This window comes from Geovibrio ferrireducens, assembly GCF_026226615.1.
GTDB lineage: Bacteria > Chrysiogenota > Deferribacteres > Deferribacterales > Geovibrionaceae > Geovibrio > Geovibrio ferrireducens.
The window spans coordinates 1-15,590 of sequence record NZ_JAJAPB010000013.1 but is presented as its reverse complement, the minus strand read 5'-3'; the positions used below and the strand labels follow the sequence as shown (position 1 = coordinate 15,590).

Sequence of the window (15,590 nt, the reverse complement as noted above, 5' to 3'; positions counted from 1 at the left end):
CTAGTAATTTGTACAGTGCTAACTTTTTAGGTTAGGTTTAAAGAATAGAGGTGTAGTATGAGCAGAAACAGCCTTTTCGGGGCTAATGTCTCAAGACGTGACGTGCTGAAATTCAGCGTAGGTGTTACGGCTTTGATGGGACTTCCTTATTCAATGCATACGGCAATAGCAGATGCGGCAACGTCCGATAACCGTCCGCCCGTCATCTGGCTCCATTTTCAGGAGTGTACAGGTTGTTCAGAGTCTCTTTTAAGGTCTGACCACCCGACCCCTGCCGCGCTTATTCTCGACATGATTTCACTCGACTACCATGAAACCCTCATGGTGGGTTCAGGACATCAGGCGGAGAAATCGCTTCATGATTCAATGGAAGCGAACAAAGGTAAATACATTCTCATCGTAGAGGGCGCTGTACCCCTGGCTGAGAACGGAATTTACTGCAAAGTCGCCGGTAAAACAGCTAAGGATTCTCTCCTTGAGGCTGCTGCAGGCGCTGCTGCAATCATCAATATCGGAACCTGTTCATCCTTCGGCGGTGTTCAGGCTGCGGCTCCCAACCCCACACAGGCGGTTTCCGCAGACAGCCTTATTAAAGACAAACCGGTAATAAACGTTCCCGGATGTCCTCCCAGCCCCTACAACCTGCTTGCAACTGTTCTTTACATCCTCACACTGGGCAAGCTTCCTGAGCTTGACGATAAGAAAAGACCTGTTTTCGCCTACGGCAGAAAAATACATGAACACTGCGAAAGAAGACCTCATTTCGATGCAGGCAGATTTGCAGAAAACTTCGATGATGAAGGTCACAGACTCGGCTACTGCCTTTACAAACTCGGCTGCAAAGGTCCCGCTACTTTTGCTAACTGCTCCGTGCAGAGGTTCAATGATGTCGGCGTATGGCCGGTTTCAGTCGGTCACCCCTGCATAGGCTGCACCGAGCCCGATGTTATGTTCCACCTTTCGATCTTCGACAAAGTTCAGGTACATAACCCTACTCCTCCCGATTTCTATCCCAATGCCAACCCTGAAAGCAGGGGCAAAGGCGCTGACCCGCTCACTACGGGTATAGTCGGTCTTGTAGGCGGCGCTGCGATAGGTGCCAGCGCAATGGTAGCTGCGAACCTTCCCAAGGAGGAGAATGATGAAGAAGACGAGGCGTGAGTTTATAAAACTCGCGGCTCTCAGCGGCGCGGGCATTGCTGCCGCTCCGCTGGCGGCGGAAGCTTCTGCTCCCATCACCGCAAATGAAGAAGCCGTGGGTATGCTTTACGATGCCACGCTCTGCGTCGGCTGTAAGGCATGCGTAGCGAGTTGTAAAAATGTCAACGATATGGACGCGGCTCCCGCACCCAATGACGCTGACAGACTTTGGGACGCTCCCGAAGACCTCGACTACAGGACAAGAAACATAATAAAACTGTATAAAGACGGTGAGGGCGACTTCTCTTATGTGAAGCATCAGTGCATGCACTGCATAAAGCCCTCATGTGTTTCCGCCTGCCCCGTTGCAGCAATGCAGCAGGAAAAGGACAGAGGAATCGTTTTTTACGACAAAGATATATGCATCGGCTGCCGCTACTGCCAGGTTGCCTGCCCGTTCAACATTCCCAAGTTTGAATGGCCCAAGGCTTTCCCGAAAATAGTGAAGTGCGACCTCTGCAAGTTCACCAACCTTAAGGATAAAGGTATTCCCGCATGCTGCGAGGTATGCCCCACAAAAGCGGTGATTTACGGCAAAAGGGATTTCCTTCTCGCAGAAGCTAAAAAAAGACTTGCTGAGAATCCCGGCAAATATCAGAAAGAGATTTACGGAGAGTTCGAAGTCGGCGGAACAAACGTTATCTACATCGCCGGCGAAAGCTTCAGCAACCTCGGCTTCAGAGAGCTTGAGTTCGATTCGAACGCGGCTTTCTCCGAGAACATTCAGCACACTATTTACAAAGGCTTCGTAGCGCCTGTGGCTCTTTACGGTTTCCTCGCTTTCGTAGCGATTAAAAACCGCAAAAACCACCACGGTCACGGCCACGGACACGATGCCAAACACGAGGATAAACATGGTTCCGAAAAGTAATGAATATATGGCACTACACCGTGAGAAGATTCTCACCCCGTCTTTCTGGGTGCTTCTTACCTTCACGGTAATCGGCTTCTACTGCATCGGTCTCCGTTATGTAATGGGTATCGGCGCGGTGAGTAACCTTTCGGACGGTTTCCCCTGGGGTATCTGGATTGCATATGACGTTGCAACAGGTACGGCTCTTGCCTGCGGCGGTTATGCCCTTGCTATCGTGATTTACATCATGAACGGCTGGAAATACCACCCCCTTATCCGTTCCGCGATCGTTACATCACTCTTCGGTTACGCTCTTGCGGGCTTCTCCGTTATGGTGGACCTTGGAAGGTACTGGAACGCTTACAGCTTCTTCATGCCTTCACGCTGGCAGGTAAACTCGGTAATGTTTGAGGTCGCTGTCTGCGTTATGGCATATAACGTGGTTCTTGCCATTGAGCTTCTTCCTGCGATTCTGGAAAGGTTTGTGCACTCCACAAATCCCCGTTTCCCGAAACTCAAGGAATATGCCAGAAAAATTTACCCGAAACTTGATAAAGTGCTTATCTTCTTCATCGTTCTGGGTATCACGCTGCCTACAATGCACCAGTCCTCACTGGGCTCTATGATGATTATCGCCGGTTCCAAGCTGAACCCCATATGGCAGACAGGTTTCCTTCCTGTTCTTTTCCTCATAAACGCAATGTACATAGGCTACTCAGTGATCATTTTCGAATCCACCCTGTCTTCAGTGGCGTTCGGCAGACCCTTTGAGAAGGAAGTAAGGATAATCGCGAAAGTTGTTCCCTACCTCACTGCTGCATGGCTGATAATCCGCTTTGCTGACCTTTACTACAGAGGACACCTTTCAACGGCTTTCTCAGGGGACTACTACTCGAAGATGTTCCTCGCTGAAACCCTGCTTATCGCGGGCGGTGCGTACATGCTCACATGGAAGCATTTCAGAATGTCGCCCAGATGGGTATTTGTTTCCGCTGTCATGCTCTGCGTCGGCGGTTCATGGTACAGGTTCAGTGTTTATATTATCGGCTTCAACCCAGATAAGGGATGGTCATACTTCCCCTCACTGCCTGAGTTTTTCATAACCCTCGGTCTCGTGGCTTTTGAAATCCTCGGCTACATGGTGCTGGTGAAGATGTTCCCCATCATGCCCAACCTTGAAGGGCACAAGAAGAGCGCATAAATTTTCAGGAGATTAAATAATGGGAAAAAGAATAACGATTGACCCTATTACCCGTATAGAAGGACACCTCAGAATAGACGTAGAGGTTGACGGCGGCCAGGTTACTAAGGCATGGTCCTCTGCACAGATGTGGAGAGGTATCGAAAAAATCCTTCTGGGGCGTGACCCCAGAGATGCGTGGGTTTTCACTCAGAGATTCTGCGGTGTCTGCACCACTGTACACGCCATAAGCTCAATCCGCTCACTTGAAGCGGCTATGAACGTTGACGTTCCCGTTAACGGCCAGCTTATCAGAAACATGATGATAGCTCAGCACTCCGTACAGGATCACATAGTGCATTTCTATCACCTTTCAGCCCTTGACTGGGTTGACATTGTTTCCGCACTTTCAGCAGACCCCAAGAAAACCGCTGCCATCGCTCAGAGCCTCTCTGACTGGCCCGGCAACAGCGTAACTGAATTTGCCGCTGTTAAAGAAAAACTCAAAAGCTTCGTAGCTACCGGAAAACTCGGTATCTTCGGTTCAGGCTACTGGGGACACCCCGCAATGAAACTCAGCCCCGAAGTAAACCTTCTGGCTGTTGCTCACTACCTTAAAGCCCTTGACTACCAGAGAAAAGCGGCTCAGGCTGTGGCTATCCTCGGCGGTAAAAACCCCCACATACAGAACCTCTGCCTCGGCGGTGTTGCAACTGCGGTTAACGTGGATAACATGGCAACACTCAACATGGAGAAATTCGCTCAGCTCCGCGCGCTCATGACTGAAACAAGAGACTTCGTGAAAAAAGTTCTCTTCCCTGATGTTGTGGCTATCGGCTCTATGTACAAAGACTGGTTCAAATACGGCAAAGGCGTTAACAACTACCTTGCTGTACCTGAATTCCCCGTGGATGAAAAAATGACTCAGTTCGACATGAACGGCGGTATAGTTTTCAACAGCGAATTTAACAAAATGAGAGTCCTTAAAGACCATAAAGATGCATACCTCATTGACAACGTAACAGAGTCAGTCGCTCACGCATGGTATCAGAACGGAACTCCCAAACACCCCTATGAGGGCGTTACCGAACCCATGTACACTGACTTCGATGAGAACGGCAAATACTCATGGTCAAAAGCGCCCAGACTCGTTGACAAACCCATTCAGGTTGGTCCCGTTGCGCAGATCCTCGCTTCTTACTACAACAAGGACAAAGAGGTTGTTGATCTTGTCAACTCAACAGTTAAAACTCTCGGCATAACAGTAGGCGACCTTGAGTCAACTATGGGAAGACACGTCACAAGAGCAATCCGCTCAGTTGTAATGGCTGACAAATCGCTCAAATACCTTGATATGCTCATAGACAACCTTGCAAAAGGCGAAACTGCATATGCTAACCATGTTGAAATGCCCATGGGCGAGTACAGAGGCGTGGGCTTCCACGAAGCACCCAGAGGAACACTTTCACACTGGATAGTCATTAAAGACAAGAAAATCGCTAACTATCAGGCGGTTGTTCCTTCTACATGGAACGCAGGCCCCAGAGATGAGAAAGGACAGGCAGGACCCTATGAGGCGAGCCTTGTGGGCAACCCCGTTGCGGACGCTCACCAGCCCCTTGAAGTTATCAGAACAATACACTCCTTCGACCCCTGCATTGCGTGCGCTGTGCACTCAATCGACCCCGAAGGAAAAGAGCTTACAAGCGTAAAAGTAAGATAATACAAACAAAGCGGGGCAAGGTGCAGACCTGCCCCCTTTTTTTCTGTTGCGCTTCGCTGCGCAATGATTTATACGGAGCACATATGAACGTACTTGTATTCGGTGCAGGAAACATTTTGCTTGGCGACGAAGGCTTCGGAGTGCACATGATCCAGCACATGGAGAAAAATTTCGAGGCATCCGAAAACGTGGAACTCTATGATGGGGGAACCATGGGTATTTTCGCTACTCACAAGCTGGAAGAAGCCGAGCATATTATCATTATAGACACTCTCGATACAGACGGCGAACCGGGGGAGATACGTACCTACGGCCTTGATGACATCAGGCTGAACAGGATTCCCGCCAAGATGTCTCCTCACCAGATAGGTTTGCAGGAAGTTCTGCTTATCAGCGAAGTGCGCGGGAAAGTGCCCGAAAGTGTGAAGCTTCTGGGCATAATCCCCAAATCTCTGGAAGGCAACTTAGAGCTGAGCCCTGAACTTCAGGACAAGGTTGCTGTTGTTGAGAAGCTCCTTCTGGATGAATTAGGTTCTCATGGCATCACTCTGAAAAGGAAACAGAACGGCTAGTCCGGAAGCTTCCTTTGGGGAACATCATAGAATCATGAAACGGGCACTTCCTGTGAGGGAATTGCCCGTTTTTTTGTCTGAGCTACTGCTGGTTGATTATCTGGGTCATCAGGTCTTTCATCTTCACCATGGTAAGCCCTTTGGGAAGCTGAAATCTGTCGGCCGGAATGTTGCCCTTTGTTACTGCTGTGACTACAGTCACATCTTCCTTAGTGCCGCCGCTGAAATCAGGCAGGCGGGTTTTCTCATACAGGCTGAAACCCTTTGAGGCATAAGCGGTGATTTCACTTTCCACAACCTCTTCCGGGCTCATGTAGAATGGGGGTGTGTTATTGACAATGCTTAGAAAAGCGGCTATGTCAACCTCTCCGGCTATCTCGTCAAGAAGCTGTTTTGAGTAACATATCTCTGTGGAAATGTTCATGTTCGGCAGAGATAAAAGCACTCTCTCGCAGGGGTAGCCCGCGTAAGAGCCCTTGCCCTTGAGCTCGGTTTTAACCTTAAGCTTTTTGATTTCCTCATTCTGCTTTTTGTAATAGTCATCCTTGGTGACATCCTGTATCTGTGCAGCGGCCAGCTTCTGCATTTCCCTCATGTCATCAAAGGTTCCGTGCATTATCATTTCACTTTCGTAGTCCACTGTGTAGACCGTCTTCTTCCTGATATCAATCAGCGTGTCCAGTTTCCCGTCAGAGAAGGATGCGATAAGTCCGTTCTGGAAATAGCTTACAGACTGGCCGTCTGTAAGTTTTTCCGACACGGTTATGCCGGCATGGATCTGAATGGCGGAAAAAAACAGGAAAACAAGGAGCAGCGTTTTTTTCATATGGTTCCTCCGCAAAAAAACAGCGCAATATTTCATCATATACTGCTCATTTTTGCTGTGCAAGAGGATTAATAATAATTTTTCCGGAAAAAGCGGAAAACAGAGGCAGTAAACTATGCTTTTTCAGTCCGCAGAGAAGAGAATTTTATCGAAAGTGATTTCCGAGCCTGCCGTGCTGCCGAAGGTGAAGCCTATGTGGATGCTGTTCATTTTATCTTCCGATTCTAGGCAGTACTCCGCATCGGGGCTGCTCCCTGTGTAATTGAAGGAGAGATCCGAGCAGGATGAGCAGTCTGTCCATGCCTTGGCAAGTATGTAGCCGCCGCCGGAGGATTTTTGCGAGCATGTGCCGTCGGAGTAGCCGGAGTGAAGCTCAAGGCGCATCGGGTGCTTTTTTTCATCCTCAAACCAGTTCGGGGATGAGGAAGCAGGCTCAGCGCAGCCGCCGGAGGGGCATGAGGGAAGGGCAGTGTGCAGATGGGCGCCGAGGCAGACTTTTGAGCCTCCGGTGGGGTAAATACACGGCACAAAAGCGAGATGGTTAGGGGAAGGGTAAAGATTGAAGTCGAAGTTTCTGTCAGGGTAAAGGTCTGTTTCCAGAATGAAGCCCGCACCTCCGAAGCTCAGCCCTCCGTAACCTAGCCCGGTAGTGCCGGGCAAGCCGCATTTCAACTGCTTTGTCTCATACTCGGATGGGAAAACCGCAAGACCGTAACCGCCGAATGGTGAGCCGAGGCTTTGTACATCATTGTCTTTATAGTGTGTTTCCGCTTCGTAATACATTCTGAAAGTAGTTTTATAATCGAATACCTTATTGATCCACAGGCACACAGAGCCGGATGAGGAGCCTCCTGCCAGGGCGAAGCCGTCTACGCCGCCCTTTTCATCTGTTATCAGCTCTATTGCGTCCGTCTCCGCACCAGCCTGATCCCTCCGGTATATATCATCCGAATCCAGCCTTATGCCGGGTTTTGTCCCCCCTGCCGTATCATCCGGATAAAAAGGCACAGCATATGAGGCGGTTGACACTGTTCCGCCCCGTTCGGCATAAACTGTTATTCTGCGGATGGAAGAATCGGTGAATGAAGGGGTACTGGCTGAGATAAGCATGGATGTGCCGCTGATGAAACTTGCATTATCTGCACACCCTGCTGAAATATTCAGGATTGCGGCTGTTTCACCGTCTGATTCCGCACACCACTTTTCCGCAGGGGGCACTGACTGTATTTCTGCTGTGTAAAGGCTACCTCCGTTCACCGGAGGGAGCGCGGGAGTGACAATTTTAAGTGAGCCGTTTCCGCATCCGGCCTGTGCCATAGCCTCAGCGAAGCCTGTCCAAAGGATTACATCATCATGCTGCACTGACCGGGGGTAGATTGTGACTGAACCGTTCTCCGTATTTGCGGTAAACCTGCCGTCCTCTCCGGCACTGGCGGCAAAAACCGCAGCCGTTCCGCCTGATTCTTTCTCGGAGCAGTCCGCATTGAGGCATATGGAAATATTTATTCCGCCGAAGCCTGAACACAGATCAGCCTCGTCTGCCGCAGCGGTCAGAATGCTTCTGCCGTAGCCGTCCGTTAAGCCGTTAAAATAAGATGCCGGCGGGATTTTTCCTGACGATGCGATCACTGCCGATGCTTTCATAAGGACCTCTCTGAGAGCCGCATCCGTAGTCCTTTTAGCAGAATAGTTTCTGGCATTTTTCATCATTCCGTAGCCGAACGAGGCGAGAAAACCGATTATGACAAGGACAAAAACCAGCTCAATCAACGAAAAGCCCTTTTCAGGGCAGAGAGGGGAACGCATAAAAGCCTCATACAGGATGACAGGAGATAAGAATTATTATAAAATTAAACAGTATCAGTCAATTAACGTTACGGGAGTCTAGTTGCCAATGCGTTCAGGAACGAAGGGGTTCACTCTTATTGAGCTTGCTATAGTATTGGTTATAATAGGCTTTGCCCTTGCATCGGGGAGCAGTCTCCTCGCCCTTGCCGTTAAGAAGAAAACTGCGGAGACCGATTCCGCCCGCCTTGTTTCGGCCAAAAACTCACTTTTTTCATACTCCGGGTTTAACGGGGTGCTTCCCGCGCAGGAGGGGTTTGCACCTGCCGTTCCTTATTCATCGGATTTCGGCGGCAGGCCTGTTGTTTATATATATGATGAAGCACTGACATCGGGTGATGCCGTATGCCGGAAGAAGACTGCCCGCCTTGAGATCCGCCAGTGCCGAAACTTCGGCTGCACGGAATACACTCAGGTAAAAAATATTGCCTTTGTCACGGTGAGCGGCGGAGCAAACGCCAACATACAGACCGGAGCCGATGAGGCGGGGATCATCCGCATATATGTTCAGGGTGATGCTGCGGACGACTGGGCTGCTGACGGAACACGGGCAGAAGGCTATGACGATATAAGTGAGTGGGTCACCCTCGGTGAGCTTCAGGCGCGCAGCGGATGCAGTGCTTCAAGGCTCAGGATACTGAATAACGAGCTTCCTCAGGCACGGACAGGGCGGAGCTACAGCGCGAAGTTTTTCGCGGACGGAGGGGTTCCGCTGGAGAGCGGCGGCAGATACAGGTGGTGTCTGGATGCTCTGGCGCTTAAGGCCTCCGGTGCTCTTGAATTTTCCGCTTTCGGCAGCAGTGTAAAAATGTCCTCGGACTGCTTTAACGAAAGTGAATCCTCATGGACAGCGGGGGATAATGTGAGCATAACCGGAACACCGCCCGCAGGCAGCAGCGGTTCGTACTATATAAGCGTATGGGTTCGTGACGGCAATGACCCCGTCGGCAGTGATGACAGTCTGGCAAATAAAAGACTTGTGCTCACCATATCAGAATAAATCGTACCTTGATTCAACAGATTTCTGTTTATAAAATTTCCTGCATATGCTAAAAATCAAACGATAATTTAAATAAATGCCGGAGGAGACTATCATGAAAGCCGTATTAATGAGCGGATTCGGAGGAGTTGACGTTCTTAAGGTGGGAGAGGCGGAAAAGCCGTTACCGAAAGAGAACGAAGTATTGATAAAAGTTGCTGCCACTTCCATAAACAGACCTGACCTTGTGCAGAGAGAAGGCAAATACCCGCCCCCTCCCGGAGATTCTGAAATTCTCGGACTTGAGGTTGCAGGTGTAATCGAAGAACTCGGCTCAAAAGTTACAGGCTGGAAGAAGGGCGACAGGGTGATGACCCTTGTGGGCGGCGGCGGTTACGCTGAATATGCTGTGGCCTATGCAGAGCACCTTATGCCTGTCCCTGCGAACATGAGCTTTGAACAGGCCGCATGCGTGTGCGAGTCATATATTACCGCATTTCTGAATGTATTTATGATCGGCGGGTTTCAGGATGGGGAAACGGCGATCTTCCACGGCGGCGGCGGCGGTGTCAACACTGCGGCCATACAGCTTTCAAATGCACTCACTCCCAAATCAAAATATATAGTGACAGTTGCGCCTGATAAGGAAGCGAAGGTTAAGGAACTCGGCGCGGCAATGACAGTGAACTTCCGTGAAGTGTCAGACTTTTCCGAGATGGTGAAGGAATTTACCAACAAGAAGGGCGTTAACCTTATTCTTGACCATGTCGGCGCAAAATATCTTTCTCCCAACATGAACTCACTGGCTTACGCAGGCAGACTTGTGATAATCGGCGTCACAAGCGGAATCAAGGCTGAACTTAACCTTGCCCTGATGATGGTTAAGCGCCAGCAGATTATCGGCTCTGTCCTCCGTTCCAGACCAGTTTCCGAAAAAGGGGAGATAGTCAGAGAGTTCACCGGAAGAGCTCTTCCCAAATTCGCTGACGGAAGCATTGTGCCCATAATCTACAAGGTTTTCCCCATAGAAGAAGTCGCCGAAGCCCACAGAACTATGGAAGAGGACAAACATTTCGGCAAGATAGTGTTAAAAATAGCGGATCTGTAGTTTAGCAGTCAGCCCCATAATGTGGGGCTGTCCAGATTGCTGATGGGGTCGTTTTGCTTTTATATGCAATGACTTCCCCCTTTGCAAAGGGGAACCGGAGGGGGATTTTATATATGAACAGAGCATGCTAATGTGTTTGTCATCAGCCTGGCAGTCCTATCACGGAAGCGTTGTTGTTTCCGGCGTCACTGCGAGGAGCGGGAGCGACGCGGCAGTCTCTGTTCAGACCCTTTGAATAAGCTCTGAAACCTTAAGGATAGGGCTGTTTTTACAATACAATGGTAAACTCCGCCCCTTCAAAGGTGTTTCTGGCAGTTATTGTCCCTTTAATATTCTTCTCTATAATTATCTTAGACATATACAGCCCTATACCCTGACCGTCCGGTCTGGTGGTGAAGTAGGGCTCAAATATCCGCCCCATTGCTGAGTGCTCTATGCCGCCGCCGTTGTCTGCCACACGGATCACAGTTTTCCCCCTTCCGGCTGTTATCCGTATTTCTATTTTGGGTTCAGGCGTTTTTCTGATGGATAAAATGTCCTTCGCGTTCTGGATTATGTTCAGCAGAACCTGACAGAATTCATTCCTGTGGGTTGTCAGAAAAATATTTTCCTGCGCCTTTATTATCACCCTTATGCCGTGGAACCTGAGATTAGGCTCAATTATGGACAGCACCTCATTGAGGGCGGCATTGATACAAAACTCCTCGACAGGTTTTGACGGGCTGAAGAAGTTTTTGAAATCATCAATCGTGTGCGACATGAACTTGAGGGTGGAAAAAGCTTCGCGGATAAGGTCTTCTGCCTCGTTTTTATCCAGATTGCCCTGTTTTATGCCCATTTCAAGGTTGGTGAGTATGCCTGTCATTTTGCTTAACGGCTGGCGCCACTGATGGGCTATATTTGAAATCATTTCCCCCATAGCCGCCAGCTTGGACTGATGAACAAGCATCTGCTCCTGTTCGCGCTGTTTTTTTTCTGTGGCAAGCCTTTGGGAAATATCCCTTGCCACATCAATGGAAAACTTCCTGCCGTCCTCCGTAATGACGGATGCCGTTATCTCTGTAGGGATTATTTCGCCGTGTTTATTGAGGAAGTCGAGCCTCACCGTTTCCTTGAGACCGAACTCTTCCCGCTTGCGTATTATGTAGTTATGGACTTTTTCAAACTCATAGCGCGGGTGAACCTGTTCGGGGATGAGTGTGCGGAGCTCATCGAGGCTGTAGCCCGTCATGTTCCGTGCTGCGGCATTAGCATCCACAATCCGCTTGGTGCGCAGATCCACAATGAAGATGGCATCTGTTGCCGATTCAAAGAGGGTTTTATATCTGGTTTCTATCCCTCTCAACAGCTTTTCCAGCCCTTCCTTATGGTCGGTGATGTCTCTGGCTATCCCTTCAACGCCTATGACTTCCCCCTTGCTGTTTTTGATAAAGTGCGCGTAAGTGGAAACCCACCAAACGCTGCCGTCCTTCCTGAACAGAGGAGCGTCAAAAGCTGAGACTTTTCCGTTGATTCCTATCAGCTCTTTGAATGTTTCCCTCATTGCGGGGTTAACATACAGCTCGTTGCCGAGGTTTTTTCCTACGAGCTCCTCCGGGGTGAAGCCGGAATATATGAAAACGGAAGGGGAGATAGCGGTTATATTGCCGTAAATATCTGCTGTGTAGTAAATGTCGAACATATTTTCAATGAAGCCGGCAAAACTGCTGAATGTTTTGCCGCTGTCAGAGGCGAGCGGGTTAAGGTTTGATATGCTGATTCCCGTTGTGCCGTCGGGCAGGGGGACAGGCTCGAACTCAATGAAATGCCACAGACTGCCTGCATCAAGGATAAAACAGAAGTCCTGTTCGCCATGCCCAAGGGCGGAAGCCGTCCTTTCCTGATAGTCCAGTTTTATGAGCTCTATGAAAGCTTTTCCCCTTAGATCCGAAATGTCGTATCCGAGAAAAGATTCTGCTTTTCCGGATATATTCAGAATACGCAAATCCCCATTCAGAACAAAATCATACGCCGCCATAATTATACTGCCCCGCCCCTCTAGGATAAATGGTCATACCTGATTTTACAGCAAAAAAAGCAATAAGTCGCTGTTGTTCTATGATAATTGAAATAAAAATGCCGCCTTTTCGGGAGGCGGCACTGTTTTTACGGAATAAGTATCATGTCCGCTTCCGAACCTGCGGGGAGCGAATTTTTGTCTTCATCAATAAGCACAAGGGCGTTTACCGCCGCAAAGTTGATGAAGTGGGAGGTGAGCTGCGAACCGGGATCGGCGGCGCAGTAGCGTCCGTTCTCAACAGTTACGACAGCCCTGTCAACATCCATGCGCCCCTTTCTTGCCTTCATCTCGGTTTTCAGGATTGCCTTATGGATCTTGTTTTCAAAGTCAGTCACGCCGAGAGCCTTCCTGAAAAGAGGCACAGCGTAGAAAACAAAGTTTGTGAGAAACGCCGCCGGGTAGCCGGGCATGCCGAGGAAGAGCTTGTTATCTCTTTTGGCCACCATGAGCGGGCTGCCGGGTTTGATGCGTGTTCTCTCTATAAAAAGTTCGAAGTCATGCTCTTTGAACACTTTTTTCACGAAGTCATATTTCCCCATGGAAACGCCGCCGGAGGATATGATTATGTCGTGATCCCTGCACATTTCCTTGAAAGCGTTTGCCACTTCCGCTTCCGTGTCCCCGATGGGGCCGAAGAAGTCAGGGGTTATGCCTACGGAGTTCAGGCAGCTTTCCAGAATGCGCCTGTTGGTGTCAAAAACCATTCCCTCGGTGAATTTTTCTTCCACTTCAAGGATTTCATCACCGGTGACAAATGCGGCCACACGGGGTTTTTTATATACCTCAACCTCAGCCTTGCCCAGATAAAACAGGGCAGGGTACAGCCCCTTGTCAATGACTGCGCCTTTTCTGATTACGGCTTCGCCTTTTCTGGCCTCTTCTCCGGCGAGGTTGACGGAATCTCCCGCGGGGATAGTTCCGGGGATGGTGATAATTCCGTCGTTATCTTCACAGTCTTCAACACGGGCAACAGTGTCCGCACCGTGGGGGACAGTTCCTCCGGTCATAACAAATATGGTTTCATCAGCCTCTACGGACGGGCCGCTTTTTTCTCCGGCGGCTACTTCCCCCGTGAGCCTGTAGGTTTTACGGCCGTGCCTGAAGGCATAGCCGTCCACTGCGGATTTATGTACATCCGGGTAGTCTCTGGGCACTGTTATATCTTCCGCCAGAGTTCTGCCCCAGCTTTCCCTTACCGAAACTTTTTCTGTTCCGTACGTTGTTACAAGGCTGTTAAGTATGGATTTTGCTTCCTGCCAGCTTATCATAAGCCGCCCCTCCCGAACGGACAGACGGGATAATGGCACTTCTCGCAGAAGTGGCACAGGCCGCCGTGACCGGAATTTGCTATGAACTCTTTAGTTATTTTTTCTTGTGCCAGTATTTTCGGCAGATAGATGTCCAGCGCTGTTGCATGGAAAAACAGAGCCGCAGCAGGCACACAGACCACGGTTTTTTCTCCTATGTAGCCTATGGAGCAGTTGTTCCCCGGCTGTATGGGGTTGCCCTTGCAGATTATCTGCACTCCTGCGTCCTTTATGGCATCTGTAGTGACATCATCAGGGTCAACGCTGGTTCCGCCTGTGGTGAGCACAAGGTCGGTGAGCTCAAGCATTTTTTTAAGCTCACCGGTTATGTGCTCTCTGTCATCGGGGGCGACAGCGGTTGCGACAACTTCAACGCCCATTGCATTGAGCTTAGCGGAAAGCTTGGGTATGAAGCCTTCCTTTATGCGCCCTTCGTAAACCTCGTTCCCTGTTACCAGAATGCAGGCTGTTTTTATTTTGTATGGATTAACGCTTAATATAGGTTTGTCGAGAATGCTTCTGACAGAGTTCATAAGCTCCTCAGTGCAGACAAGGGGGATTATCCTGAAAGCTGCCACCTGAGCGCCTTTCTTCACGGGAAAACCGTCATGCAGGGTGGGCATGGAGGGGATCTCAAGGCTGTTTACTGCCAGCAGTTTTTCCCTGTCCACATGGAAAACTCCGTCAATTTCCGCATAGAATGAAACTTTTCCTTCGCTGGTCTCTTTGTCGTAGGTGACATTTTCACCTGCGGCGAGGGGTGCGGCCATTTTTGCCGCGTCATCCTCATGAACATCCGTGTCATTGCCGTCCATAACAAAAATGTTTCTGCGGCCGAGGTTTTTCATATACTCTATGTCATCCGCACAGATTACATGTCCGCGCTTGAATGCTCTGTTCTTTATTTTCTTCTCCAGGCTAACTTCTGTGATGTCGTATGCGAGAACCTGACCTTCCGCATTGTCAATACTGATTTTTTTCATTGCGACTCCGCTGTGTGTTCAATAAAATGTAGATGTACGGAATGTTTTTGTCAAGCAGACCGATTGCGGTGGAACTTGATTCTGCATTCTGGTATATTTTCTTATAGTTTAAATGATAATTGCCAAAAGGTAAATCTGAGGTAAAGCCCCGGAATATGCTTTTTTGGAGGTACGGATTTGGACAGGGAAGAACTCAGCAAGTTTGACGGTAAAGAAGGGCGCAGGGCGTATATAGGCTACAAAGGCCACGTTTATGATGTTACGGAGAGCAGACTGTGGAAAAACGGTCAGCACGTTAAGAGGCACTTTGCCGGACGGGATCTCACTGAGGATCTGGACAAAGCACCGCACACTGATGAGGTTTTTTCCAGAATAAAGCCCGTTGATGTGCTCACGGAATCAGTGGCGAAGATTCAGACATCCTCATCCGATGAGCTTAAGGCGATGCTGAGGGATGTTTACCGAAAGCTCCACCCGCACCCTATGTTCATACATTTCCCCATGGGTCTTCTCAGCTTTGCGGTGTTTATGCAGATTATGTTCCTGTTCACCGGGGAGCCGAGCTTTGAGACCACAGCCTTTCACTGCATGGTGGCCGGCGGTGTTGCCCTCGTCCCCACAATAGCCTCCGGCTTTTTCAGCTGGTGGGTGAACTATCACTATGCGACATCTAATGTCTTTGTTACGAAGATAGCCTTCTCAGCCCTGCTGTTTCTTATGTGCATGGCGGAAATGTGGCTGAGGTTCAGCGATCCGTCTATCTCGGCTGCCGGGACAGGGGTTTCCAACCTCTACAACGGTCTTCTGCTCCTTAATCTGCCTGTTATGGCGGTGATAGGGTTTAACGGCGGCAAGATCACCTGGGGATGACGTATACAATTCCATGGACGGAGTTGCGCCTGCGAAGCGAAGCCGAACTGAGTTCGGCGCGAGCGTGTACAGAAAAGGGACAGGA

At 49.6% G+C, this 15,590-nt stretch carries 13 protein-coding genes; 8 read left to right on the top strand and 5 right to left on the bottom strand.

The annotated features are described in order from the left end of the window. The first annotated feature begins 57 nt into the window (after positions 1 to 57). From OSQ85_RS11700 to OSQ85_RS11680, 5 genes are all read left to right on the top strand, one after another. Positions 58 to 1,161, top strand: coding sequence for a hydrogenase small subunit (locus OSQ85_RS11700; RefSeq protein WP_265823306.1), 1,104 nt, complete (start codon positions 58 to 60; stop codon positions 1,159 to 1,161). Further along, the gene (gene hybA, locus OSQ85_RS11695) at positions 1,139 to 2,071 is read left to right on the top strand and encodes a hydrogenase 2 operon protein HybA (protein WP_265823304.1); all 933 of its coding nucleotides are present in this window, start codon (positions 1,139 to 1,141) and stop codon (positions 2,069 to 2,071) included. The genes OSQ85_RS11700 and hybA overlap by 23 nt, the downstream gene beginning before the upstream one ends. Before the next feature lie 7 nt (positions 2,072 to 2,078). Beyond that, positions 2,079 to 3,254: a Ni/Fe-hydrogenase cytochrome b subunit gene (hybB, locus tag OSQ85_RS11690; RefSeq protein ID WP_265823302.1), complete on the top strand. Its 1,176-nt coding sequence runs from the start codon at positions 2,079 to 2,081 to the stop codon at positions 3,252 to 3,254. 19 nt (positions 3,255 to 3,273) lie between these two features. Further along, on the top strand, positions 3,274 to 4,956 hold the full coding sequence (locus OSQ85_RS11685; RefSeq protein WP_265823301.1) for a nickel-dependent hydrogenase large subunit: 1,683 nt from the start codon (positions 3,274 to 3,276) through the stop codon (positions 4,954 to 4,956). Between the two features lie 83 nt (positions 4,957 to 5,039). Continuing rightward, positions 5,040 to 5,528, top strand: a complete 489-nt coding sequence (locus tag OSQ85_RS11680; RefSeq protein ID WP_265823299.1) for a HyaD/HybD family hydrogenase maturation endopeptidase — start codon at positions 5,040 to 5,042, stop codon at positions 5,526 to 5,528. Between the two features lie 82 nt (positions 5,529 to 5,610). Here the strand turns inward: OSQ85_RS11680 and OSQ85_RS11675 are convergent, their stop codons facing one another. Then, entirely contained in the window at positions 5,611 to 6,354 is a 744-nt protein-coding gene (locus tag OSQ85_RS11675; RefSeq protein ID WP_265823298.1) for a hypothetical protein, read from the bottom strand. A 123-nt stretch (positions 6,355 to 6,477) separates the two neighbouring features. Further along, positions 6,478 to 8,160, bottom strand: a complete 1,683-nt coding sequence (locus tag OSQ85_RS11670; RefSeq protein ID WP_265823296.1) for a type II secretion system protein — start codon at positions 8,158 to 8,160, stop codon at positions 6,478 to 6,480. A gap of 88 nt (positions 8,161 to 8,248) precedes the next feature. Here OSQ85_RS11670 and OSQ85_RS11665 point away from each other — a divergent pair, with 88 nt between their 5' ends. Further along, complete coding sequence (locus OSQ85_RS11665; RefSeq protein ID WP_265823295.1) at positions 8,249 to 9,199, top strand: type II secretion system protein; 951 nt, start codon at positions 8,249 to 8,251, stop codon at positions 9,197 to 9,199. A 94-nt stretch (positions 9,200 to 9,293) separates the two neighbouring features. Next, on the top strand, positions 9,294 to 10,286 hold the full coding sequence (locus OSQ85_RS11660; RefSeq protein ID WP_265823293.1) for an NAD(P)H-quinone oxidoreductase: 993 nt from the start codon (positions 9,294 to 9,296) through the stop codon (positions 10,284 to 10,286). Between the two features lie 268 nt (positions 10,287 to 10,554). Here OSQ85_RS11660 and OSQ85_RS11655 read toward each other — a convergent pair whose 3' ends face one another. From OSQ85_RS11655 to OSQ85_RS11645, 3 genes are all read right to left on the bottom strand, one after another. Continuing rightward, on the bottom strand, positions 10,555 to 12,303 hold the full coding sequence (locus OSQ85_RS11655; protein ID WP_265823292.1) for a PAS domain S-box protein: 1,749 nt from the start codon (positions 12,301 to 12,303) through the stop codon (positions 10,555 to 10,557). A 128-nt stretch (positions 12,304 to 12,431) separates the two neighbouring features. Beyond that, a complete protein-coding gene (locus OSQ85_RS11650; RefSeq protein ID WP_265823291.1) occupies positions 12,432 to 13,613 on the bottom strand; it encodes a molybdopterin molybdotransferase MoeA in 1,182 nt (393 codons plus the stop codon). Next, positions 13,610 to 14,635, bottom strand: a complete 1,026-nt coding sequence (locus OSQ85_RS11645) for a molybdopterin-binding protein (protein ID WP_265823289.1) — start codon at positions 14,633 to 14,635, stop codon at positions 13,610 to 13,612. The genes OSQ85_RS11650 and OSQ85_RS11645 overlap by 4 nt, the downstream gene beginning before the upstream one ends. A gap of 177 nt (positions 14,636 to 14,812) precedes the next feature. On the opposite strand from OSQ85_RS11645, the gene OSQ85_RS11640 reads away from it, so the two are divergent. Then, positions 14,813 to 15,505 (top strand): DUF2231 domain-containing protein, encoded by a 693-nt coding sequence (locus OSQ85_RS11640; protein WP_265823287.1) that lies wholly within the window; start codon positions 14,813 to 14,815, stop codon positions 15,503 to 15,505. The last annotated feature ends 85 nt before the right edge of the window (positions 15,506 to 15,590 follow it).